The sequence below is a fragment of the Ruegeria sp. CDSA246 genome (assembly GCF_059611225.1).
On the sequence record NZ_JBXWPD010000010.1, the window covers coordinates 58,058 to 79,534 of the forward strand.

General features: G+C 58.7%; 21 protein-coding genes. 12 read left to right on the top strand and 9 right to left on the bottom strand.

The genetic code is table 11. The annotated features are described in order from the left end of the window. The first annotated feature begins 62 nt into the window (after positions 1-62). Positions 63-656, top strand: a complete 594-nt coding sequence (gene recR, locus AC2FI9_RS14170) for a recombination mediator RecR (RefSeq protein WP_496726609.1) — start codon at positions 63-65, stop codon at positions 654-656. Positions 657-726: 70 nt separating this feature from the next. On the opposite strand, the gene AC2FI9_RS14175 is transcribed toward recR, so the two are convergent. Then, positions 727-1,224, bottom strand: a complete 498-nt coding sequence (locus AC2FI9_RS14175; protein WP_496726608.1) for a lactoylglutathione lyase family protein — start codon at positions 1,222-1,224, stop codon at positions 727-729. A gap of 198 nt (positions 1,225-1,422) precedes the next feature. Here AC2FI9_RS14175 and AC2FI9_RS14180 point away from each other — a divergent pair, with 198 nt between their 5' ends. After that, positions 1,423-1,911 (top strand): hypothetical protein, encoded by a 489-nt coding sequence (locus tag AC2FI9_RS14180; protein ID WP_496768476.1) that lies wholly within the window; start codon positions 1,423-1,425, stop codon positions 1,909-1,911. Here AC2FI9_RS14180 and AC2FI9_RS14185 read toward each other — a convergent pair. Then, entirely contained in the window at positions 1,908-2,549 is a 642-nt protein-coding gene (locus AC2FI9_RS14185; RefSeq protein WP_496768478.1) for a ribonuclease T2 family protein, read from the bottom strand. The genes AC2FI9_RS14180 and AC2FI9_RS14185 overlap by 4 nt on opposite strands. Positions 2,550-2,678: 129 nt before the next feature. Here AC2FI9_RS14185 and AC2FI9_RS14190 point away from each other — a divergent pair, with 129 nt between their 5' ends. After that, a complete protein-coding gene (locus AC2FI9_RS14190) occupies positions 2,679-3,440 on the top strand; it encodes a DUF1013 domain-containing protein (RefSeq protein ID WP_108861163.1) in 762 nt (253 codons plus the stop codon). A 51-nt stretch (positions 3,441-3,491) separates the two neighbouring features. Continuing rightward, entirely contained in the window at positions 3,492-3,881 is a 390-nt protein-coding gene (locus AC2FI9_RS14195) for a hypothetical protein (RefSeq protein WP_496768480.1), read from the top strand. A 38-nt stretch (positions 3,882-3,919) separates the two neighbouring features. Here the strand turns inward: AC2FI9_RS14195 and AC2FI9_RS14200 are convergent, their stop codons facing one another. Beyond that, the gene (locus AC2FI9_RS14200) at positions 3,920-4,948 is read right to left on the bottom strand and encodes a permease (RefSeq protein ID WP_496768483.1); all 1,029 of its coding nucleotides are present in this window, start codon (positions 4,946-4,948) and stop codon (positions 3,920-3,922) included. Next, complete coding sequence (locus tag AC2FI9_RS14205; RefSeq protein ID WP_058272522.1) at positions 4,941-5,249, bottom strand: ArsR/SmtB family transcription factor; 309 nt, start codon at positions 5,247-5,249, stop codon at positions 4,941-4,943. Before AC2FI9_RS14205 ends, AC2FI9_RS14200 begins: the two co-directional genes overlap by 8 nt. Before the next feature lie 134 nt (positions 5,250-5,383). Between AC2FI9_RS14205 and pdxR the strand changes: the two genes are divergently transcribed. The 6 genes from pdxR to AC2FI9_RS14235 all read left to right on the top strand — a co-directional run bounded on the left by pdxR (position 5,384) and on the right by AC2FI9_RS14235 (position 14,376). After that, positions 5,384-6,844, top strand: coding sequence for a MocR-like pyridoxine biosynthesis transcription factor PdxR (pdxR, locus tag AC2FI9_RS14210; protein WP_496726604.1), 1,461 nt, complete (start codon positions 5,384-5,386; stop codon positions 6,842-6,844). 124 nt (positions 6,845-6,968) lie between these two features. Further along, on the top strand, positions 6,969-8,744 hold the full coding sequence (gene xsc / locus AC2FI9_RS14215; protein WP_496768485.1) for a sulfoacetaldehyde acetyltransferase: 1,776 nt from the start codon (positions 6,969-6,971) through the stop codon (positions 8,742-8,744). Between the two features lie 4 nt (positions 8,745-8,748). Then, positions 8,749-9,771, top strand: a complete 1,023-nt coding sequence (gene pta / locus AC2FI9_RS14220) for a phosphate acetyltransferase (RefSeq protein ID WP_496735682.1) — start codon at positions 8,749-8,751, stop codon at positions 9,769-9,771. A 78-nt stretch (positions 9,772-9,849) separates the two neighbouring features. Beyond that, positions 9,850-12,663 carry a molybdopterin oxidoreductase family protein gene (locus AC2FI9_RS14225; RefSeq protein WP_496768487.1) on the top strand — a complete coding sequence of 938 codons (2,814 nt, stop codon included), beginning with the start codon at positions 9,850-9,852 and terminating at the stop codon, positions 12,661-12,663. 91 nt (positions 12,664-12,754) lie between these two features. Beyond that, the gene (locus tag AC2FI9_RS14230) at positions 12,755-13,504 is read left to right on the top strand and encodes a 4Fe-4S dicluster domain-containing protein (RefSeq protein WP_108861155.1); all 750 of its coding nucleotides are present in this window, start codon (positions 12,755-12,757) and stop codon (positions 13,502-13,504) included. Then, on the top strand, positions 13,504-14,376 hold the full coding sequence (locus AC2FI9_RS14235; RefSeq protein ID WP_282170465.1) for a dimethyl sulfoxide reductase anchor subunit family protein: 873 nt from the start codon (positions 13,504-13,506) through the stop codon (positions 14,374-14,376). Before AC2FI9_RS14230 ends, AC2FI9_RS14235 begins: the two co-directional genes overlap by 1 nt. Positions 14,377-14,505: 129 nt before the next feature. On the opposite strand, the gene dapA is transcribed toward AC2FI9_RS14235, so the two are convergent. After that, on the bottom strand, positions 14,506-15,378 hold the full coding sequence (dapA, locus tag AC2FI9_RS14240) for a 4-hydroxy-tetrahydrodipicolinate synthase (RefSeq protein WP_496706373.1): 873 nt from the start codon (positions 15,376-15,378) through the stop codon (positions 14,506-14,508). Between the two features lie 133 nt (positions 15,379-15,511). Here dapA and AC2FI9_RS14245 point away from each other — a divergent pair, with 133 nt between their 5' ends. Then, complete coding sequence (locus AC2FI9_RS14245) at positions 15,512-17,476, top strand: lytic transglycosylase domain-containing protein (RefSeq protein ID WP_496768489.1); 1,965 nt, start codon at positions 15,512-15,514, stop codon at positions 17,474-17,476. On the opposite strand, the gene AC2FI9_RS14250 is transcribed toward AC2FI9_RS14245, so the two are convergent. Together AC2FI9_RS14250 and mnmC2 are read right to left on the bottom strand one after the other, a co-directional pair. Further along, on the bottom strand, positions 17,450-18,319 hold the full coding sequence (locus tag AC2FI9_RS14250) for a DMT family transporter (RefSeq protein ID WP_496768491.1): 870 nt from the start codon (positions 18,317-18,319) through the stop codon (positions 17,450-17,452). The two genes, AC2FI9_RS14245 and AC2FI9_RS14250, sit on opposite strands and share 27 nt — an antisense overlap. Next, a complete protein-coding gene (gene mnmC2 / locus AC2FI9_RS14255; protein ID WP_496768493.1) occupies positions 18,319-18,981 on the bottom strand; it encodes a tRNA (5-methylaminomethyl-2-thiouridine)(34)-methyltransferase MnmC2 in 663 nt (220 codons plus the stop codon). Before mnmC2 ends, AC2FI9_RS14250 begins: the two co-directional genes overlap by 1 nt. A gap of 49 nt (positions 18,982-19,030) precedes the next feature. Here mnmC2 and AC2FI9_RS14260 point away from each other — a divergent pair, with 49 nt between their 5' ends. Beyond that, complete coding sequence (locus AC2FI9_RS14260; protein WP_496768495.1) at positions 19,031-20,071, top strand: NAD(P)/FAD-dependent oxidoreductase; 1,041 nt, start codon at positions 19,031-19,033, stop codon at positions 20,069-20,071. Here AC2FI9_RS14260 and AC2FI9_RS14265 read toward each other — a convergent pair. Beyond that, complete coding sequence (locus tag AC2FI9_RS14265; RefSeq protein ID WP_496768496.1) at positions 20,063-20,863, bottom strand: HTD2 family dehydratase; 801 nt, start codon at positions 20,861-20,863, stop codon at positions 20,063-20,065. The genes AC2FI9_RS14260 and AC2FI9_RS14265 overlap by 9 nt on opposite strands. A 49-nt stretch (positions 20,864-20,912) precedes the next feature. Further along, positions 20,913-21,455, bottom strand: a complete 543-nt coding sequence (locus AC2FI9_RS14270) for an NADPH-dependent FMN reductase (protein ID WP_496768498.1) — start codon at positions 21,453-21,455, stop codon at positions 20,913-20,915. Positions 21,456-21,477: the final 22 nt, after the last annotated feature.

Here is a 21,477-nt window from a genome sequence, read left to right on the forward strand (position 1 = left end):
GACACTCCTGACGACCCAAAGGCCGGGCACCCCTGTCCGGCCCTTTTGCAGGAGCACACGCCGTGAGTTCGAACAGCGATATCGACAATCTGATCGACCTGATGGCCAAACTGCCCGGCCTCGGCCCCCGCTCGGCCCGCCGCGCAGTGCTGCACCTGATCCGAAAGCGCGCCCTGCTGCTGACGCCCCTGTCGGACGTAATGCAGCAGGTGGCTGCCACCGCCCGCGAATGCCTGAATTGCGGCAACGTAGGCACGACAGATATCTGTGACATTTGCGATAGCGAGGATCGTGCAACCGGAGAGTTGTGCGTGGTCGAAGATGTGGCTGATCTCTGGGCGATGGAACGCGCTGCAGTTTTCAAGGGTCGCTATCACGTTTTGGGCGGCACATTGTCGGCTCTGGATGGGGTCGGACCGGACGAACTGCGCATTCCCCGACTCAAGGATCGGGTGATGGCCGAAGGGATTTCTGAGGTCATTCTGGCCCTAAATGCCACTGTCGATGGCCAGACCACCGCCCACTACATCGCGGATCAGTTGGAGGGACAGGTCCGCCTGACCTCACTGGCGCAGGGTGTTCCGATTGGGGGCGAGCTTGATTATCTGGACGACGGGACGATTACGGCGGCGCTGAGGGCACGAAAAGAACTCTGAGTCTTGCGATACGGCGACAACCGGAAAGGATTCGCCTCTTCCGGTTGCACACCAAGGTCTGTTCCGATTGTCAGGTGTAAGCACCCGACGAATACGTCAATTCATAGGAATGGCTGTATATCTCGAAGACGATACCAAATGGGTCTTCGACGTAGACCATGCGATAGGGTTTCTCACCGGGATAATAGTATCGGATCGGCATCCGTTGTTTGCCGCCAGCCGCCACGATTTTTTCTACCAAGCCTTCGACATCCGGGTCCTGGACGCAAAAATGAAACGTACCGTTCTGGCGAAAGTCGATATTGTTTTCAGGCACATAGTTCCCGTGAAACTCGAAAAGTTCAAAACCAACGCGATCAGCGGTCGCGAGATGCGCAATACGCAGTTTTTTCCATTCCGGACCAAACACATCAGTGCACATGACACCGATATCCGTGTCATCCTCTACCACGTCCGTTGGTGGCATGATTACGTAAAAACCAAGGACTTCAGAGTAGAACTTTACAGCCTCGTCAACGTTTGGGACGGACAATCCGATGTGAGAAAATGTTCTTGGATGTTGCGGCATGGCACGCTCCTTAATTTTATGGGGCGAAAACTATTGTGCCACAGCCGAGTTTCAAGCGTTTGCCCTGTGAGGCATAGCCGGGTTCCGCTGTGCACATAGGTCTTTGTTCGCGGCCGCATTAATCAAGAATGGCCTTTGCCTCTTGCACGCGGCGTGTACTATGGCTGCGACCTTATCCATTTGATATTGGAAACTGTTATGAAACGCCTATTTGCCCTCGCGCTTGCCGCCTTTACAGCCACCGCCGCGTTTTCGCAGGAACTGATCGACAAAGGCTTTGTCGAGGGCTGGAACATTATGATGGACCCAGCGCTCGGAAACGGCTGTCTGATTCAAACGATCTACCAAGACCTCTCGGTCGTGCGGTTGGGCTATGATGCGCTGGATAATCGCGGGTATTTCGCCGTCTACAACAAGGCGTGGGGCGATATCAAACAGGGCGAGAGTTATCCGATCCGGTTCGATCTGGACGGCAAAAGCTATGACGCCACGGCCATCGGCTTCAATCAGCGTGACGTGCCTGGCGCGACTGTGTTTTTCACCGACCGCAGCTTCGTCAACGCAATTGCCCAGAACAAGACCATGACGGTTTACAACCCTGCGGGTGAGACGGTGATGGCGATTGATCTGAAAGGTACGGCCAAAGCGCTGGAATATGCGCGAGAGTGCCAGAACAGGAAACTCTAACGAATCGGATCGAAAAGCGCGTCTTTGGCCGTACAATCGCGGATCACGTCACGACCACAGGGAACGGGTTCAAGGTCGCGCGACAGGCACAGTCGGACCTCTTCTATATAGCCCTGCTTGCAGGTCACTGTGATCATATCGCGCTCAAGGCCGGGGTTGGCTTTCAGAAAGGCTTCTTCCACGACCGATGCAGGCAGTTTGACCGAGGCGTCCAGCTTGCGGAATACCTGAGGACGCTCAACCGCCTCATACGCCTGCCGGGACAGCGCATAATAGTCGGACGCACTGAGGCCCGAGCAGGTTCCATGCTTTTTCCATTGATGCCACGCCAGACCGGAACTGCCCTGAATATCGGTCATTTTGCGTGACATAGCCCGCGATGGCGGCGCCTCGGGCGTACGGCAGAAGGCGGGCCAGCCCTGATGGTACTGAGGCCACAGACCATGCAGGATCCAGCCATGGTCATGCCGGGTGTCGCATTGATCCGATCCGCGCGCGTCGCCTTCGCGGGCGCACCAGTTTGGCGACCAGCTAAGCGACAAGACGTAGTAGTCAAACTTGCCTGCCTTTTCGCCATCGCCCAGCGCCGCCATTGCACCGAAAATCCACGAAACCAGCCCCAAAACAACCCAGCGCATTCGCCTCTTCCCTTCTTGCCTTGGCGCGACTATATACGGACCAAGTTCCCCGACAACGGAAACCTGCCCCAAAAAAAGGGGCCGCCGAATTCCGGCGACGGGAAAGATGTATTTATAGGAGACGGGCTGATGGCAAAACCGCTTATGGCCAAGGCAACAGCCGTATGGCTGGTGGACAACACCACGATCAGCTTCAAGCAGATCGCGGATTTCGTAGGCATGCACGAGCTTGAGGTGCAGGGCATCGCGGACGGCGATGTGGCCGCTGGCGTGAAAGGCTTTGACCCCATCGCCAACAACCAGCTGACCCAGGACGAGATCGACACCGCGCAGAACAACCCGCTGCACAAGCTGAAGCTCAAGTTCAACCCCGCTGCAAGCGGCGAGGAAAAGCGTCGCGGTCCGCGCTATACCCCGCTGTCCAAGCGTCAGGACCGTCCGAACTCGATCCTGTGGCTGGTCAAGTTCCACCCGGAACTCAGCGACGGTCAGATCGCCAAGCTGGTGGGCACCACTAAGCCGACCATCCAGTCGATCCGTGAACGGACCCACTGGAACATTTCCAACATGCAGCCGATCGACCCCGTTGCCCTGGGCCTGTGCAAACAGTCCGAGTTGGACGCGATCGTGCAGAAGGCCGCAGCCAAGAAAGCTGCCGAAGGTGGCGTCATGAGCGATGACGAGCGCCGCAAGCTGGTCTCGACCGAACAGTCGCTGGAAATGGACGCGGCGCCGAAGATCCCGACTGCCATCGAAGGTCTGGAAACCTTCTCGCTGTCGGACGAGCCTGCGGAAGAGAAAGAAGAAGAACCAATCCTCGACGCGGACAGCTTCTTCAACCTGCCCAAAGGCGGTGCCGACGACGAAGACGAAGACGATCCGCGCCCCTAAAGCACAGACAGCCCCGGCCTGAACGGACCGGGGCTTTTTTACGAGAAAACCATGCTGAACGTTCTTTCCAAACTATTTGGACCGCATCGCGCCGTTTCGATCTATGCCTTCCTGAAGACCTGGGGTTTGCCCATGGCAGGCGGTGTTGGTCTTGTTGCCGTCGCTGCTGGTTTGCTGATCTTCAACGACAGCGGCGAGCACGAGCATGAGGCATTCATGACCGTCAACGTCTTGTCAGCGACACCCATCAACGGGGACCTCAAGAACGGCGTCATTGCTTCGGTCCGGCTGCCGGACGGGTCTGCGACCTCGATCACTTCAACCGACGCTCCGGTCTCACAAACCGTTGGCACGACAGCCTGCATCGAGAAACGTGTGTACGTGGACAGTGGCGAGGCCCGGTATCGGTTCAAACTGCCACGCCACTGCGAAGCAGGATAAGAAAAGCCGCCCGATAAGAACACCGGACGGCTTTGGTTTCAGATCATCTGGAACAGGATGCCGGCGGTGATGGCCCCGATAATCCCCAGTCCCAAATAGGTCGCAAAAACCCTCGGTTTGATCAATGACCAGACGGCGGCCATCGCTGGGATCGAACTGACGGCACCCGCGACCATGAATGACATCGCGGCCCCAGCGCTCATCCCCTGTTCCATCAGGCCTGCCAGCAGCGGCGGCGCGACGTAGGAGTTCAGGTAAGCGGGCATCCCGACCAACGCGGCAATGACAATGGGTACAACACCGTCACCGCCGACAACGCGCGCGATCAGATCGGCGGGCACATAGCTGACCAACAGCGCCTCAAGCACATAGGCCAGAGCCAACCATTTCAACAGAAACAGGCTGTTGTGAATGAACTCGGACCGGAAGCGCTGACGACGCTCGGGTACCTGCCAGAACTTCCAGACAGGTTTGTCCTCTGTTTTAGGTCCGCATCCGCAGCCAGCCGGTTTGTGCTCGCGCAGAGGCTGGGCAAACGCACCACCTCGCATCAGGGCACGGACGGCAAAGCCCCCAAACAGACCCAATGCGACAGCTGCAATGGCCTTGCCGATTGCAAATGGCCAACCCAATGCGCCTGCCGTGATCAACAGGGTAGGTGGATCAATCAAGGGCGAGCTGAGCCAGAACGCCATGACAGCCGACAATGGCGCACCAAGCGCCAGCAGACCAGCAATAAACGGAATGACTTCGCAAGAACAGAACGGTGCGAGGCCGCCGAAGACTGCGGCCAGAAAGATCATCCGCGTCTCGCGCCCCTCAAAGGCGCGCGCAACCATCACTTCGGCACCTGTCGCCTTGAGGTAAGACAGCAGCAAGACGGCGAACAGAATGTACTGGCCCGTATGGGCAAGGGCTTTACCCGCAAAGGTTACAACCTCTCCCCAATTGCCGGGGTCAAGGACAGCCACAAGCGCCAGAATGGCCACGATCACCGCCCATGGGGTTTTGATCAGATCAACGGCCACCTTTGCCGGTGCCTTTGGGTTTTGTGTCAGCTCAGCCATCGTTCGCAGCCTTTCCCACTTCGTCCGCGCAGCATTCGCTAAGAATGAACTGCGCGAGGCCTCTCAATTCTTCATAATTTGCGCGGTTGATGGTGGCGCGCCCGATTTTCTCTTGCTCGACAACACCGCCGGCCGCGAGAAACCGCAGGTGATGGGCCAATGTCGAAGGCGCAATGCCTGTGCGGTTCTGGATTTCCCCAACGGTCAACCCCGCCTCACCAGCCCGAACCAATGTCTTGAGAACCTTCAGTCGCGCTTCAGAGCCCATGGCCGAGAATCCTGCTGCAGCTGTTTCCCACATCTGACTTCTCCATTAAACTAAATTTCTAGTTATTTAGGTGAGTCGTTCTTTTTCGTCAAGCGCCTTGTTCACGAATTCTCGAGACGAGATTAAGTCCAGATTGCCCTCGCCTTAAGTCCACCCTATAAGGCGCTATGGGAATATCGGTCGACACATTCTTTCTGGAATTGAACGGACAGGGCACGCTGCAGGCGCAGATCCAGCAGATGATTGCCGAAGGCATCCTGTCTGGCCGGTTCCACGTTGGGGAAAAGCTGCCCTCGTCTCGTAAACTGGCGGCACACCTAGGTGTTAGCCGGATCACGGTGACATTGGCGTATACGGAACTTCTGGCCAATGACTACCTGACTGCCAAAGGCCGGTCGGGGTATTTCGTCTCGCAAAACGCGCCCGTGCCACCCAAGTATTCGCCTGTGCAAAAACGCGATGAAAATGTCGACTGGGACACGGCACTCGCACGCAGGTTCTCGGACGGGGACGTGCTGCCCAAGCCCAGTAATTGGCGCGATTACAAATACCCTTTCATCTATGGTCAGGCAGATCGGAAATTGTTTGACCACGCCAACTGGCGTCTCTGCGCGGTCCGCGCGTTGGGTCACAAGGATTTTGCATCCCTGACCGGGGACTACATGGATCAGGATGATCCGCTGCTGATCGAATTCATCGCCCGTCACACGTTGCCGCGCCGTGGAATCGCCGCCCGCCCCGAAGAGATCTTGATCACTATGGGCGCGCAAAACGCACTGTGGCTGGCCTCACGCATTCTTTTGAACCGCAACCGCACAGCGGTGATTGAAGACCCCTGTTACTATGCGCTGCGGGATCTGTTGAATCACTCCGATTGCAAGGTGTCGCCACTGGCCGTCGACAGCGACGGCCTGACCCCGGATGCGCTACCTGACGAAACAGACGTAATTTTCACCACCCCCAGCCATCAAAGCCCGACAACGGCAACCATGCCCGTTGAACGCCGCTACGAGCTGCTGAAACGCGCCCGCGAACTGGACGCCATGGTGGTCGAGGACGATTACGAGTTTGAAATGGCCTTTCTGGGATCCCCGTCCCCGGCCCTCAAGTCAATGGATCGCGACGGACGGGTGATCTATGTGGGCAGCTTCTCGAAGTCGCTGTTTCCCGGATTGCGGCTAGGCTACATTGTTGGGTCCGAGCCCTTTATCCGCGAGGCACGAGCCTTGCGTTCTTTGGTGCTGCGCCACCCGCCGGGCCATATCCAGCGCACTGCGGCCTATTTCCTGTCACTGGGCCATTACGATGCTCAGATTCGGCGTATGTCCAAGACCCTTGCCCGGCGCCGCGAAGCGTTGGATGCTGCAGTCGAACAGTACGGGCTTACCGCTGCCGGACGCGGAATCATGGGCGGCTCGTCTCTTTGGATGTCGGCCCCCGAGCGTGTGGACACGACGAAACTTGCCCAAAAGCTGCAGAGCCAGGGCGTCCATATCGAACCAGGTGCCCCGTTCTTCAATGGGTTGCACCGACCGCACAACTTCTATCGCCTTGGATACTCGTCCATTGGCCGGGACCGCATCGGGCCGGGGGTGAAACTGATCGCGGATGCCATCCGATCCGCCTAGCACGACTCTGGACATATCCCGCCTAACGTTCTGGCCCTAACGCCGCTTCGCCCCTTGCGCCAAAACCGTATCAAAGGCGGGTGCTGTGCCCGAACCTTTCTTCAATTGTGCGGAGAACACTCAGATGAAAATGACCACTGAAGAGGCCTTTGTTAAGGTTCTGCAAATGCACGGTATCGAACATGCGTTCGGTATCATCGGCTCGGCGATGATGCCGATCTCGGATATCTTCCCGGCTGCAGGCATCAATTTCTGGGACTGCGCCCACGAAGGTTCCGGCGGCATGATGGCGGACGGCTACACCCGTGCCACCGGCAAGATGTCGATGATGATCGCGCAGAACGGCCCCGGCATCACCAACTTCGTCACCGCCGTCAAAACCGCATACTGGAACCACACCCCTGTTCTGCTGATCACTCCGCAGGCTGCCAACAAGACCATCGGTCAGGGTGGCTTCCAGGAAATGGAACAGATGCGCATGTTTGCGGACTGTGTTGCCTACCAGGAAGAACTGCGTGACCCCAGCCGTGTCGCCGAAGTTCTGAACCGCGTCATCCTGCAAGCCAAGCGTGCCTCGGCACCTGCTCAGATGAACATCCCGCGCGACATGTGGACTCAGGTCATCGACATCGAGCTGCCCAAGATCGTCGAATTCGCCGCGACTGCTGGCGGCAACGAAGCACTGGACGAAGCCGCAGCCCTGTTGTCCGACGCCAAATTCCCGGTCATCCTGAACGGTGCTGGTGTTGTTCTGTCCGGCGCGATCCCTGCGTCAGCCGAATTGGCCGAACGTCTGACCGCACCGGTCTGCGTTGGCTATCAGCACAACGACGCCTTCCCCGGCTCGCACCCGCTGTTTGCTGGCCCGTTGGGCTATAACGGTTCGAAAGCCGGTATGGAACTGATCGCCAAAGCGGACGTTGTTCTGGCTCTGGGCACTCGTCTGAACCCGTTCTCGACCTTGCCTGGTTACGGCATCAACTACTGGCCGACCGATGCCAAGATCATTCAGGTTGACCTGAACCCTGATCGTATCGGCCTGACCAAAGATGTGACCGTTGGCATCGTCGGCGACGCCAAGAAAGTGGCCGAAGGTCTGCTGGAACGTCTGGGCGACAACGCCGGTGAAGCAGGTCGCGAAGACCGCAAGAACCTGATCGCCACCACCAAATCGGCTTGGGCGCAAGAACTGAGCTCGCTGACCCACGAGAACGACGATCCGGGCACCACCTGGAACGAGCGTGCACGTGCCGCTAAGCCCGACTGGATGAGCCCCCGCATGGCATGGCGCGCAATTCAAGCGGCGCTGCCGACCGAGGCAATCATCTCGTCCGATATCGGCAACAACTGCGCCATCGGTAACGCGTACCCGTCCTTCGAAGAAGGCCGCAAGTACCTGGCCCCTGGTCTGTTTGGCCCCTGTGGTTACGGCCTGCCTGCCGTTGTTGGCGCGAAAATTGGTTGCCCGGACGTTCCGGTTGTCGGTTTCTCGGGTGACGGCGCATTTGGTATCGCTGTGAACGAACTGACCGCGATTGGCCGCGAAGAATGGCCCGCCGTGACCCAGATCGTTTTCCGCAACTACCAGTGGGGCGCTGAAAAGCGTAACTCGACCCTGTGGTTCGACGACAACTTCGTTGGCACCGAACTGGACCAACAGGTCTCTTATGCCGGTATCGCAACCGCATGTGGTCTGAAAGGCGTCGTTGCACGCACTCAGGACGAGCTGACCGCGGCCCTGAACCAGGCGATCATCGACCAGAAAAATGGCATCACCACTCTGATCGAAGCCATGATCAACCAGGAACTGGGCGATCCCTTCCGCCGCGACGCCATGAAAAAGCCGGTCCGTGTTGCCGGTATCGACGCGGCTGACATGAATACGTCGGCCGGGGCATAATCGCGTGAAGCCACTACGCACAATTCTCGGAGCTGCTAGCAGCTCCGACAAGATCATCGCCCTCGCTGAGGGCGATGATCCACGTGTTGTTGAAGGTGCTTTGAAGGCCCGCAAGGAAGGTGTCGCGCGCATCATTCTGGTTGGTGACAAAGCCAAAGTAACTGCCCTGCTGGCCGAACAGGCTGGTCAGGATGTCGACGGCATCGAAATCCACGATCCATCGGACTCTCCCCATGCCGAAGCGTTTGCAGCTGAGCTTTTTGAGCGGCGCAAGCACAAGGGCATGACGCCTGAAAAGGCTGCCGAAGAAATCAAACACCGCCTGAACTATGCCGCGATGCTGGTTCATACCGGTAATGCCGACGGAACCGTCGGCGGAGCTGTTGAGACCACGTCGGCCACAGTGCGCGCCGCTTTGCAGATCATCGGCAAAGCGCCCGACGCAGCCATGGTTTCCAGCTTTTTCCTGATGCTCTACTGCCGCGATCACCACACGGTCCGCGGAGCGCACATCTTTGCCGATTGCGGCCTGGTTGTTGATCCGAACGAACAGGAATTGGCCGAAATCGCCCGGGCATCTGCCGCGTCTTTCAAGGCGCTGACGCATGAGACACCCCGCGTTGCGATGCTGTCCTTTTCCACCGGCGGCAGCGCCAATCATCCGAAAGTCACGAAGGTCAGCGAGGCCACGCAGATTGCAAAATCGGCCGACCCCGATCTGTTGATCGACGGCGAGCTGCAGTTTGACGCCGCATTCGTCCCCGAGGTGGCTGCAAAGAAAGCCAAGGACTCGCCTCTGCGCGGCGAGGCAAATGTCTTTGTGTTCCCGAACCTCGACGCAGGCAACCTTGGCTACAAGATCGCGCAACGTATTGGGGGTGCCGAAGCAATCGGCCCGGTCCTTCAGGGACTGGCGAAACCGGCCAACGACCTTTCACGCGGATGCTCCGCCGAGGACGTTCTGCACATGATCGCGGTTACGGCCGTGCAAGCAGAAACATCCAAAACCCGGACAGACGCCTCGTAAATCCGGCTAAAGCGAAATACTGTTTCGATTGATCTCTGCTCATGAGAATAATCGGATCAAAAGCCACAGGGACCAGAAATGAACCAGCCAATCATTAATACCTCTCCCAAGGTCTCTGACGAGGTCAGAAAAACAACGTGCTACATGTGCGCCTGCCGCTGCGGCATCAACGTACACATGAAGGACGGCAAGGTTGCCTATATCGAAGGCAACCGCGATCACCCGGTTAACAAGGGCGTCCTGTGCGCCAAGGGCTCGGCAGGGATCATGCAGGTCAATGCCCCGTCCCGCTTGCGCGCCCCACTGAAACGCGTCGGGCCGCGTGGCTCGGGCAAGTTCGAAGAGATCAGCTGGGACGAGGCGCTGGACATCGCCGTTGGCTGGCTCAAGCCGATCCGCGAGGATAACCCCGAAAAATTGGCGTTTTTCACCGGCCGGGACCAGAGCCAGAGCTTCACCAGCTTCTGGGCGCAAAACTTTGGCACCTGCAACTATGCGGCCCATGGTGGTTTTTGCTCGGTCAATATGGCCGCAGGCGGCATCTACACGATGGGTGGAGCATTCTGGGAATTCGGCCAGCCCGACTGGGATCACACCAAGCTGTTCATGCTGTTCGGTGTTGCCGAAGACCACGACAGCAACCCGATCAAGATGGGCATCGGCAAGATCAAAGCCCGTGGCGCACGGGTGATCGGCGTCAACCCGATCCGCTCGGGCTATAACGCGGTTGCTGACGATTGGGTCGGGATCACTCCTGGTACTGATGGGTTGTTCATCCTGTCGATGATCCACGTGCTGATGAAGGCCGGCAAGATCGATCTGGACTATCTCAGCCGTTACACCAACGCGCCGGTTCTGGTCGACGCGTCCGAAGGCCCCACAAAAGGTCTGTTCCTGCGCGATGAGAACGGCAAACCGCTGGTTGTTGATCGCAACACGGGCGAACTGACGGCGTTTGACAAACCGGGGGTCCGCCCCGACCTGTCGGCGACCTTTGAGAAGGATGGCGTCACCCACCGGCCCGTGTTCCATCTGATGGCCGAACGCTACCTCAGCGACGAATACGCGCCCGAGAACATCGCCGAGCAGTGTGGCATCCCCGCCACCCGTATCCGCGCCATCGCGGGCGAGTTGGCCCGCGTTGCCTTTGACGAGGCGTTCGAGTTGGAGCGCGAATGGACTGATTTCCGCGGCGAAAAACACACCAAGATGATCGGTCGCCCGGTTGCAATGCACTCGATGCGCGGTGTCTCGGCTCATGCCAACGGTTTCCAGACCTGCCGCGCACTGCACGTGTTGCAGATCATCCTTGGCACAGTCGAAGTCCCCGGCGGCTTCCGCTTCAAACCGCCCTATCCCAAACCGGTCGAGGCGCACCCGAGACCGCACTGCAAGGTGACCCCGAACACGCCGCTGGACGGCCCGCATCTGGGCTTTGTTCAAGGGCCAGAGGATCTGGCGCTGAAGGCAGACGGCAGCCCGGCGCGGATCGACAAGGCATTTACGTGGGACAACCCGATGTCCAGCCACGGGCTGATGCATATGGTGATCTCGAACGCACATGCGGGCGATCCCTACAAGATCGACACGCTGTTCATGTACATGGCCAACATGTCCTGGAACTCATCCATGAACACCAAAGGTGTCATGGAAATGCTGACGGACAAAGATGAAAACGGCGATTACGTAATCCCGCATATCATCTATTCCGACGCTTATTCGTCGGAGATGGTGGCCTATGCCGACCTGATCCTGCCGGATACCACGTATCTGGAACGGCATGACTGTATCTCGCTGCTTGATCGCCCGATCTGCGAAGCGGATGCCGCAGCCGACGCAATTCGCTGGCCGGTGATTGAGCCCGACCGGGATGTCAAAGGTTTCCAATCAGCGCTGGTCGAACTGGCCAACCGCATGGGCCTGCCGGGCTTCACCAACGAAGACGGCAGCGCCAAATGGACAGATTACGCCGACTATATCGTCAACCACGAGCGCAAGCCCGGCATCGGCCCACTTGCCGGTTTCCGTGGTGAAAACGGCGACAAGGAAGGCCGCGGCGAGGTCAACCCCGATCAGCTGAACCGCTATATTGAAAACGGCGGCTTCTACGTGGCCCATATTCCCGAAGGCGCGGATTACTACAAACCATGGAACGCAGCCTATCAGGATTGGGCTGTCGGCATGGGCATCTATGACAGCCCGCAGCCATACCTGTTCCAGCTCTATTCCGAGCCGATGCGCAAGTTCCAGCTTGCCGCCGAAGGCCATGGCGAACGTCAGCCCCCGGAACACCTGCGGGAACGCATCAAAGAGACGTTGGACCCGATGCCCATCTGGTACGAAACCGACCAGGCCGGCAACGAAGGCTTCACTGTCAACGCTCTGACCCAGCGCCCCATGGCGATGTATCACAGCTGGGGCACCCAGAACGCATGGCTGCGCCAGTTGCACGGCCGCAACCCACTTTATGTTCCGACCAAGCTGATGCGCGAGAATGGCCTGAGCGACGGTGATTGGGCCAAGGTGACCTCGCCGCATGGAGAGATCACGGTTCCGGTCATGGAAATGGCGGCCCTGAACGAAAACACCGTCTGGACCTGGAACGCCATTGGCAAACGCAAAGGCGCATGGGCGCTGCAAGACGACGCGCCCGAGGCCACCAAGGGCTTCCTGCTGAACCACCTGATCCACGAACTGCTGCCGCCCAAGGGCGATGGTCTGCGGTGGGCAAACTCTGACCCGATCACCGGTCAGGCAGCCTGGTTCGACCTGAAAGTGAAGATCGAAAAAGCTGACGCGCCAACGGATGCGGAAAGCCAACCGGAATTCCCACCGATTGAATCTCCGGTCGGAACTGGACCGAAAGATTTGGCGTGGAAGGTAGGCAAATGATCCGATCCCTGCTTCATCTGGCTAAAAATATCCCCGGGTCTGGGGCAGCGCCCCAGCCCGCCATCACCACAAAAGCGGAGGCAAGGTAGTCATGACCCAGCTCCCCACATCCACCGACCGCAAGATGGGTCTGGTCATCGACCTGGACACCTGCGTTGGCTGCCACGCCTGCGTCATCTCATGCAAAGGCTGGAACACGGAAAACTACGGCGCGCCGCTATCCGATCAGGACGCGTACGGCGCCAACCCGTCCGGCACGTTCCTGAACCGGGTGCACTCTTACGAGGTGCAGCCTGCGGAAGGTCATGCCCAGCTGATCCACTTCCCCAAATCCTGCCTGCACTGCGAGGACGCACCTTGCGTCACCGTTTGCCCCACAGGGGCCAGCTACAAGCGGGTCGAGGATGGCATCGTTTTAGTCAATGAAAGCGACTGCATCGGTTGCGGCCTGTGCGCGTGGTCCTGCCCCTACGGCGCACGTGAACTGGATCAGGCCGAAGGGGTGATGAAGAAATGCACCCTCTGCGTTGACCGTATCTACAACGAAAACCTGCCTGAAGTAGACCGTGTTCCGTCATGCGTACGCACCTGTCCCGCAGGCGCGCGCCACTTCGGTGATCTGGGCGATGCGGACAGCGATGTCAGCAAACTGGTCGCCGAACGCGGTGGCATGGACCTGATGCCGGAAATGGGCACCAAACCCGTCAACAAATACCTGCCGCCACGGCCCAAGGACAACGTCGAAGATCAGATCGACATCCTGGCCCCGTTGCTGGCCCCGGTCGCTGAAGAGCCCAAAGGGTTCCTTAGCTGGCTGGACAAGACCTTGGAGAAGCTCTGATGCATCCAGCACCTTCCGTCATCATTTTCACCACCCTGTCGGGTCTTGGCTTTGGACTGTTGTTCTTTTTGAGCCTCGGTTTGCCAGACGTCTCTGGCTGGGTCGCTTTTGTCTTTTTCGCCATCGCCTACGCCCTGTCCGTTGGCGGCCTGATGGCGTCCACCTTTCACCTTGGCCACCCCGAGCGGGCTTGGAAAGCGTTTACGCAATGGAAGACCAGCTGGCTCAGCCGCGAAGGCTGGTGCGCGGTCATCGCTCTGATCGTCATGGGGCTTTATGCGATTGGCGTGATCTTCCTAGGCCAGCGCTGGAGCCTTCTTGGCTGGATCGGTGCGCTGTTTTCGCTGCTGACCGTATTTACCACGTCGATGATCTACACGCAGCTCAAAACCATTCCCCGCTGGAATATGAACCTGACTCCGGCCATGTTCCTCAGCTTCAGCCTTGCGGGCGGCGCGCTGTTGGCCGGGCAGGTCCGAGTGGCACTGCCGCTACTGCTGATCGCTGCTTTGGTGCAGATCCTGTACTGGAAAAAGGGCGACAAAGCACTGGAGGAGTCCGGCACAAATCTGGGCACGGCAACCGGATTGGGCGATCGCGGCACAGTGCGTGCATTCGAGCCTCCTCATACCGGCACCAACTATTTGCTGCGTGAATTCGTTCACGTCGTTGGCCGCAAGCATGCCGAAAAACTGCGCATAATCTCGTTTGCGTTGGCGTTTGTTCTGCCGGTTATCCTGCTGCTGTTGCCATTCGGTCATTTCTTCGCGCTGCTGGCTGTGCTGTCCCATCTGGCCGGTGTTGCGACGTCACGCTGGCTGTTCTTCGCACAGGCCGAGCATGTCGTCGGGCTGTATTACGGAAAACGGTAGGGGGCTCTGCCCCCGTCGCGGCAAGCCGCGACTCCCCCGGGATATTTTTGGCCAGATGAAGTCTGGATCCGGAACAAAAAAAGGCGGCGCTCGAGGTTCGAGGCCGCCTTTTTCTTTCTTGAATTCGCCTTAGATAAGGCCTGCGTGCTGAAGCGCCGCGTCGATCGCCGATTTGGTGCTGCTTTCCAGCCCGGACAGGGGCGAGCGGACTTCTTCGCTGCACAGGCCCAATTTGCTGAGCGCGTATTTGGCGCCTACAAGACCGGGCTCGATAAAGATCGCTTCGTGCAGGGGCATCAGGCGGTCCTGATACTCCAACGCTTTGGCATAGTCGCCGTTCAGCGTCGCCTGCTGGAATTCGGCACATAGTTTGGGCGCGACGTTCGCGGTAACCGAAATACAGCCCACACCGCCATGCGCGTTGAAACCAAGCGCCGTCGCGTCCTCGCCGGACAGCTGGCAAAAGTTTGGACCGCAGGAGGCGCGCTGTTGGCTGACGCGGGCCAGGTCTCCGGTCGCGTCCTTTACACCCACAATGCGCGGCAGTTTCGCCAACTCGCCCATGGTTTCAGGGGTCATGTCGATTATTGATCGACCGGGAATGTTGTAGATGATGATCGGAATATCCGCGCAATCATGCAGCGCACGGAAATGCATCAGTAGACCCTTTTGCGTGGGCTTGTTGTAATATGGCGTCACGACCAGAGCTGCATCGGCGCCTACTTTCTGCGCGAATCGCACAAACCGGATGGCCTCAACAGTGTTGTTTGACCCAGCACCTGCGATCACAGGAACACGACCAGCCGAGGCTTTGACAACCTCGTCGACAACAGTTTCATGCTCTTCGTGGCTCAGCGTGGGGCTTTCGCCGGTGGTGCCAACGGGAACCAGCCCGGTGGAGCCTTCCTGAATCTGCCATTCCACCAAGTGTTTGAGCGTCTTCAGGTCCAACTCGCCGTTGCTAAACGGTGTGACGAGGGCTGGCATAGAGCCTTTGAACATGACACGCTCCTTAGGTGCAGTTTGTAATTTTTACGCCTCGGTTTGCCAGAAATCTGTCTTTCTTGAGTTGAACCCGACGGCGCAAGCTTTATCCTGAATGGCTGTATCCTTGGTTGGTTGGGAAATGCAAGGGATGACACGCTTTCTGGCGTTTTTGACGGTCGTAATTTTGATTTCGGGCACACATGTGCGAGCCGACGCCGCAGGTGATCTGCGGGCCGGTATGAATGAAATGCGCAAGGGGGACTGGAATGAAGCCTTGCGTGTTTCTGGTGCGCGGGGTTCAGTGTCTCGGGACATCATTGTCTGGCACTGGCTGCGCGAAGGGTTTGGCAGTTCGGGTGACGTTCTGGTGTTTTTGGATCGTCGTCCAGACTGGCCTGGTCTGGCTTGGTTGCGGCGTAAAAGTGAGCCCGCCTTTACTGGCGCCGATCCGGACCGCGTTCTTAGATTCTATGCCGAACAGCCACCGCAAACCGCAGAGGGTGCGTTGAACTATGCAGTCGCATTGAAGGCAAAGGGTCGTCAGGGAGATGCCGAGGCCGATATCGTCGCGGCATGGCGGACCATGCCCATGGGGTCTGGTCTGCAGAAGGACTATCTTGAGAACTTTGGCAAGCTGCTGAAACCCCATCACGCCGCACGCCTGGACCGGATGCTATGGGACAATCATCTTGTCAGCGCAGGTCAGATGCTGCCGCTGGTCGGCGCTGATCAGCGCAAACTGGCTGAGGCGCGGATCGGTCTTCAGAAACGGCAACCCGGTGTAGACACCAAGGTGGCGGCAGTTCCGAAATCGCTGATCGATTCTCCGGGACTGGCTTTTGACAGGTTTGTTTGGCGCGACAGGAAAGAGTTGGACGACAGCGCGATAGACTTGATGCTGGCGCGTTCTTCCGGTCCTGATGCGTTGGGGGAGCCTGACAAATGGGCCGAAGGCCGTCGCCGGTTGGCCCGGCTTGAGATGCGAAATGGGGACCAGAACCGCGCTTATCAGATTGCTGCCAATCACCACATGACGCCGGAAATGGGCTATGGCTATGCCGATCTGGAGTGGTTTTCCGGGTTTCTGGCCTTGCGGAAGCTGAATGATCCGGCGACCGCGATCCGGCATTTCCAGAACTTCTCGGACGCGGTGAAATCGCCGATCTCGAAAGGACGCGCCGGGTATTGGTTGGGTCGTGCCTATGCGGCCCATGGTGACGCCGAAAAAGCCTATGACGCTTATGCGATGGGTGCAGATTATCAATCCTCTTTCTACGGCTTGCTGGCGGCGGAACAGATCGGGCGTCCTTTCGATAGTGAGTTGGCCACCCCCCGCCGGGCGCCACACTGGAAGCAAGCTGAGTTCTCCAATTCAAGCGTACTGGAAGCCGGGCTACTGCTGCTGAAGGCTGACGAAGACACCCTGTCTGAACGGTTCCTGACCCATCTGGTTGAAGGGTTGGACCCGGTTCAGGCCAATCAGTTGGGCGATTTGGTGATCGAGTTAAAGCAGCCGCATCTGGCCGTGATGATCGCCAAACGCGCTGCAACAGTCGGCCTGGTTTTGCCAGCCGCCTATTACCCGGTGCATCCGGTGGCCGACATGGGTTTGCCCATGGCTAAGGAAATGACGCTGGCCATTGCCCGTCGGGAAAGTGAGTTTGACCCCGTTGTGATCAGTGGAGCCGGCGCGCGCGGGCTGATGCAGGTCATGCCGGCCACGGCAAAGCTTGTTGCCAAGGAATTGGGTATCCTAAGCGGCCACAAGACGATCAAGCTGACTTCGGACTGGCAATACAACGCCAAGCTGGGTGCCAATTACCTGTCCGGTCTGGCCGCTGATTTCAACGGAAACGTTGTGATGATGGCTGCAGGATACAACGCAGGTCCACGTCGGCCGATGTCGTGGATGGATCGCTATGGCGACCCGCGCGCAGGTGAGATCGACGTGGTCGACTGGATTGAGACGATCCCGTTCAGCGAGACCCGCAACTACGTGATGCGTGTGTCGGAAAGCCTGCCGGTCTATCGCGCCCGTCTTGGCCAACCTGCCTTGCCGATCCCGTTCTCGCAGGAACTGGTCGGGTCAACGCTGGCGTCTTTCGCGCCATAGGGTGAACAGCCCGGCGGCGACAACCAGCGCTGCGCCTATGACCACTTCGGGGCGCAGCGTTTCACCAAAGACCGAGATTCCCAGGATCGCGCTCCAGACCAGGTGGAAATAGGCGAAGGGCTGCACCGCGCTGGCCTCGGCCATCTCATAGCATTTGATCAGCAACCAATGCCCCAGAACGCCGCTCACGCATAGCAGCGCCATCCAGGCCCAGTCCGTCTGGGCCATCGGCTCCCAGAACCACATTCCCACGAGCGTCATGGCGACGGCACCGCTGACGCCTGTCCAGAAAAAGCTGGTGGCGGAATTGTCCCGGCGGGATACGTAACGGGTCAGCAAACCATAGACTGCAAACATGAAAGCCGAGATCAGCGGTACAATGGCCCAAGGGTTAAAGACCCCTACACCGGGCTGCAGGATGATCAGAACACCGATGCACCCAACGCCGATTGCGGCCCAGCGTCGCCAGCCGAACTGTTCGCCCAATACCGGCCCGCTGAGAGCAGCGATCAACAACGGGTAGCAGATGAATACGGCCATCGCGTCAATCAGGCCCAGAACAGTGAAACTGAACACAGCGACGCAGATCTCGGCCGCCAACAGCAGGCCACGAAATATTTGCAGCTTAAGTTGGCTTGTCTGGGTGGTGGCTTTCAATCCGCCGGGCGCACGTGCGGCCAAAGCGATGACAAAGGCCGCAAAGAACCAATACCGGATCATCACTACCATGTAGGTGTTGTAGGTTCCTGCCAGATGGCGCGAGATACCGTCCTGCAGTGCAAAGACGATGGTCGCCCCGATCATCAACGCAATCCCGGCGCGCGTATTGTTCTGTTGCGTCATTATTTGACAGCGCAGGTCATGTGGCGCTTGCGGCCATAACCGGGTGCGCGTGTAACTATGAAACCGGCATCCTCAAGCCCCCGTCGCACGAACCCGGCGGCTGTATACGTCGCCGCCGTCCCACCAGTGGCCGTGTGGTCGGCGACCTGCTGCATCAGGTCTGCGCCCCATAATTCGGGGTTTTTAGCCGGAGAGAACCCATCCAAGAACCACGCATCGGCGGCACCTTCCCATTCTTGCAGGGTTTGACGTGCATCGCCTTCAACAACCTCAAGCCGCAGGGTGCCCAAATCACATGTGCCTCCCTCCCATTGCGCAAGGAACCGGTCAGACCAAGGCGCAAGTTCAGGAAAGGCTGCCAGCGCTCGGGACATGTCCACGGGTGCCATCGGATAGGCCTCAAAACTGGTAAAGGACAGGGGCGTCGTCTGGCCGGAATTCTCCCACTCTGACCAGACAGTCAGCATGTTCAAGCCGGTGCCAAAGCCCAATTCAGCAATGTGGAAACCAGATGCGAACCGCGCAGGCAGCTCATTACCCGCCAGAAACACATGCCGCGTCTCTTCCAGCCCGTTCTGCAACGAGTAATACGGATCGTCGAAACGATCCGAGACCGGGATCTGATCCTCAGTCCATGTCAGTTCGGCGCGCTGGTCTGCCATCGGGGAATCCTGTAGCTAAGCGGCGCGACACTGAACAAGGTAAAGGGGAATGGCAATGGTCGATGTGACGGTGCGCGGTGCAGGGATTTTCGGCCTGTCTATCGCCTGGATCTGTGCCCGGCGCGGCGCAAAGGTGCAGATCGTCGATCCCTTTGGCCCCGGCGCTGGTTCCAGCGGTGGCCTGGTTGGCGCACTGGCACCGCATGTGCCTGAAAACTGGAATGCCAAGAAGGCGTTTCAGTTCGACAGCCTGATCATGGCCGAACCATTCTGGAAACAGGTCGAGGCCACAGGCGGCGTCTCACCCGGATATGCGCGGCTGGGACGGTTGCAACCTATCATCGACACCCGAACGCTGGAACTTGCCCATGCCCGCGCCATCACAGCAGCGGAACTGTGGCAGGGTCGCGCTGAATGGTGGGTCGTCGAAACAGCCGCGGTCGGTACATGGTGTCCGCCCAGTCCTACCGGTTTTGTCATCCATGATACGCTGAGCGCTCGCATGCATCCGCGCCGGGCCTGTGCGGCCTTGGTTGCGGCATTGGCTGTGATTGGCGTCGAGGTCGTAGCCGACGCACCAGATCGCGGACAGGTTGTCCATGCCACCGGGCTTGCCGGACTGCAGGAACTGAGCGAGGCTTTTGGCAAAACCGTTGGCAACGGCGTCAAGGGTCAAGCCGCACTTCTGCGGTTTGATGCGGGAGAGGTTCCACAACTGTTTGCGGACACAATCCACTTCATACCGCATGCGGACGGGACGTTGGCAATCGGTTCGACCTCGGAGCGTGGCTATGACGACCCGACCAGCACGGATGCAGCTCTGGATGACGTTCTGGACCGGGCGATGCGGGCCGTTCCCGTCCTGCATGGCGCAGAGGTCATCGAACGATGGGCGGGTGTACGGCCGCGCAGCAAAAGCCGCGCACCAATGCTGGGCGCGCACCCGCTGTACGAAGGGCAGTTCATCGCCAATGGTGGCTTCAAAATCGGCTTTGGCATGGCCCCGAAAGTGGCCGAGGTCATGGCGGATCTGGTTCTTGAGGACCGGGATGCGATCCCGGGTGACTTCAGACCCGAAGCATCACTCTGATCGCGGGACAAACTCGGCGGACATGCATTGCCGCCCATCGGGTCCGCGCACCCACATCGCCTGGCCATACCGGCACAAGGTTGCCGTCTCAAAGTGCATCAGCGGCGATGACGCGCGAAAGGAGAACTGAGCCAATGGACCTGCCAGATCCTCAGCAAACAGCATCAATAGTTGTGCCAGCAGCGGGCCATGAACGACCAGACCGTCATACCCTTCGACATCCCGCGCGTAGTCCAGATCGTAATGGATACGGTGCCCATTGAAGGTCAGCGCCGAGTATCGAAACAGCAATGTGCTGTCGAAGGTGACGTCTCGCCTGTCGGTTTCATCGGTACGGGCCATAGGTGGCTTGTGCTTTATGTCGGAACTCGAAGGGTCTGGTCGATAAACCAGATCCTGCCATTCGCTCAGACACAATTGACCGTCCTGAGAAATCTCGTGTCGCAGTGTAACAAACCCCAGCGGTCCCGTCCGTCCGTTTTTTGCCGCCTCACTTTCAAGAACAGACCGGCGCACGGCTTTTGAGCCCGCGACCAGCGGCGCGTGAAACTGCAACCGTCCCCCGGCCCACATCCGACGTTGCAAGCCCATATCGGGAATCAGACCGTCCCCAACCTTTGGATGCCCGTCCCGCCCCAAATTGGCAGGCGGCTGAGGCGACCAAAAATACAGCTGGTGAAAGAACAGCGGCAGTTGATCGCCTGCTGCGACCCTGTCGTTGGATCCAAGCGCTACCAATAGCGCAGAGGCGCGGGCCGGGTCCATCACATCGGTCAGTATTTCGTCAGTCATGGCGGCAGACTATGCAGACCGACCAGACCCGGCAAGCAGCCTCTCGATCTTAGAACCCAGCCTCAGCACGCAGTTTCTGCATGAGTGTCCGCAGAGAACTTTCGTAACGGTCGCTCAGCAATTTGCCGTGCTCGTCAAACTCGTTCGAACTGCTGGCGAGATGAATCTCTGGCCCCTGCAGGATGCGCGGTTGGAAGGGAACCATATAGCCGCGCAGAACCATCTGCGCCCGCTCACCACCCGCACGCCCTGCGGCGGCGGACATCACGGCAACCGGTTTGTCGGCCCAGGGGCGGTCATCTGTTCGGCTGACCCAGTCCAAAGCGTTTTTCAGAACACCCGACGGGCCTTTGTTGTATTCCGGGGTCGAAATGATCACGGCATGGGCTTGGGCGATCTGATCGGAAAGGGTTTGTACGGCTTCGGGGATGCCCTCGCCATCTTCAAGATCACCATCATAAAGCGGCAGGTTCAGATCAGCTTCGATATGCGTTCCCGGCTCGAACAACCGGGCCGCTTCGCGCAGCAGTTTGCGGTTGGTCGCGCTTTGGCGCAATGAGCCGGACAGGCTCAGAAGGATGGGTTCAGACATTGGGAAACTCCGCTTTGGTGTT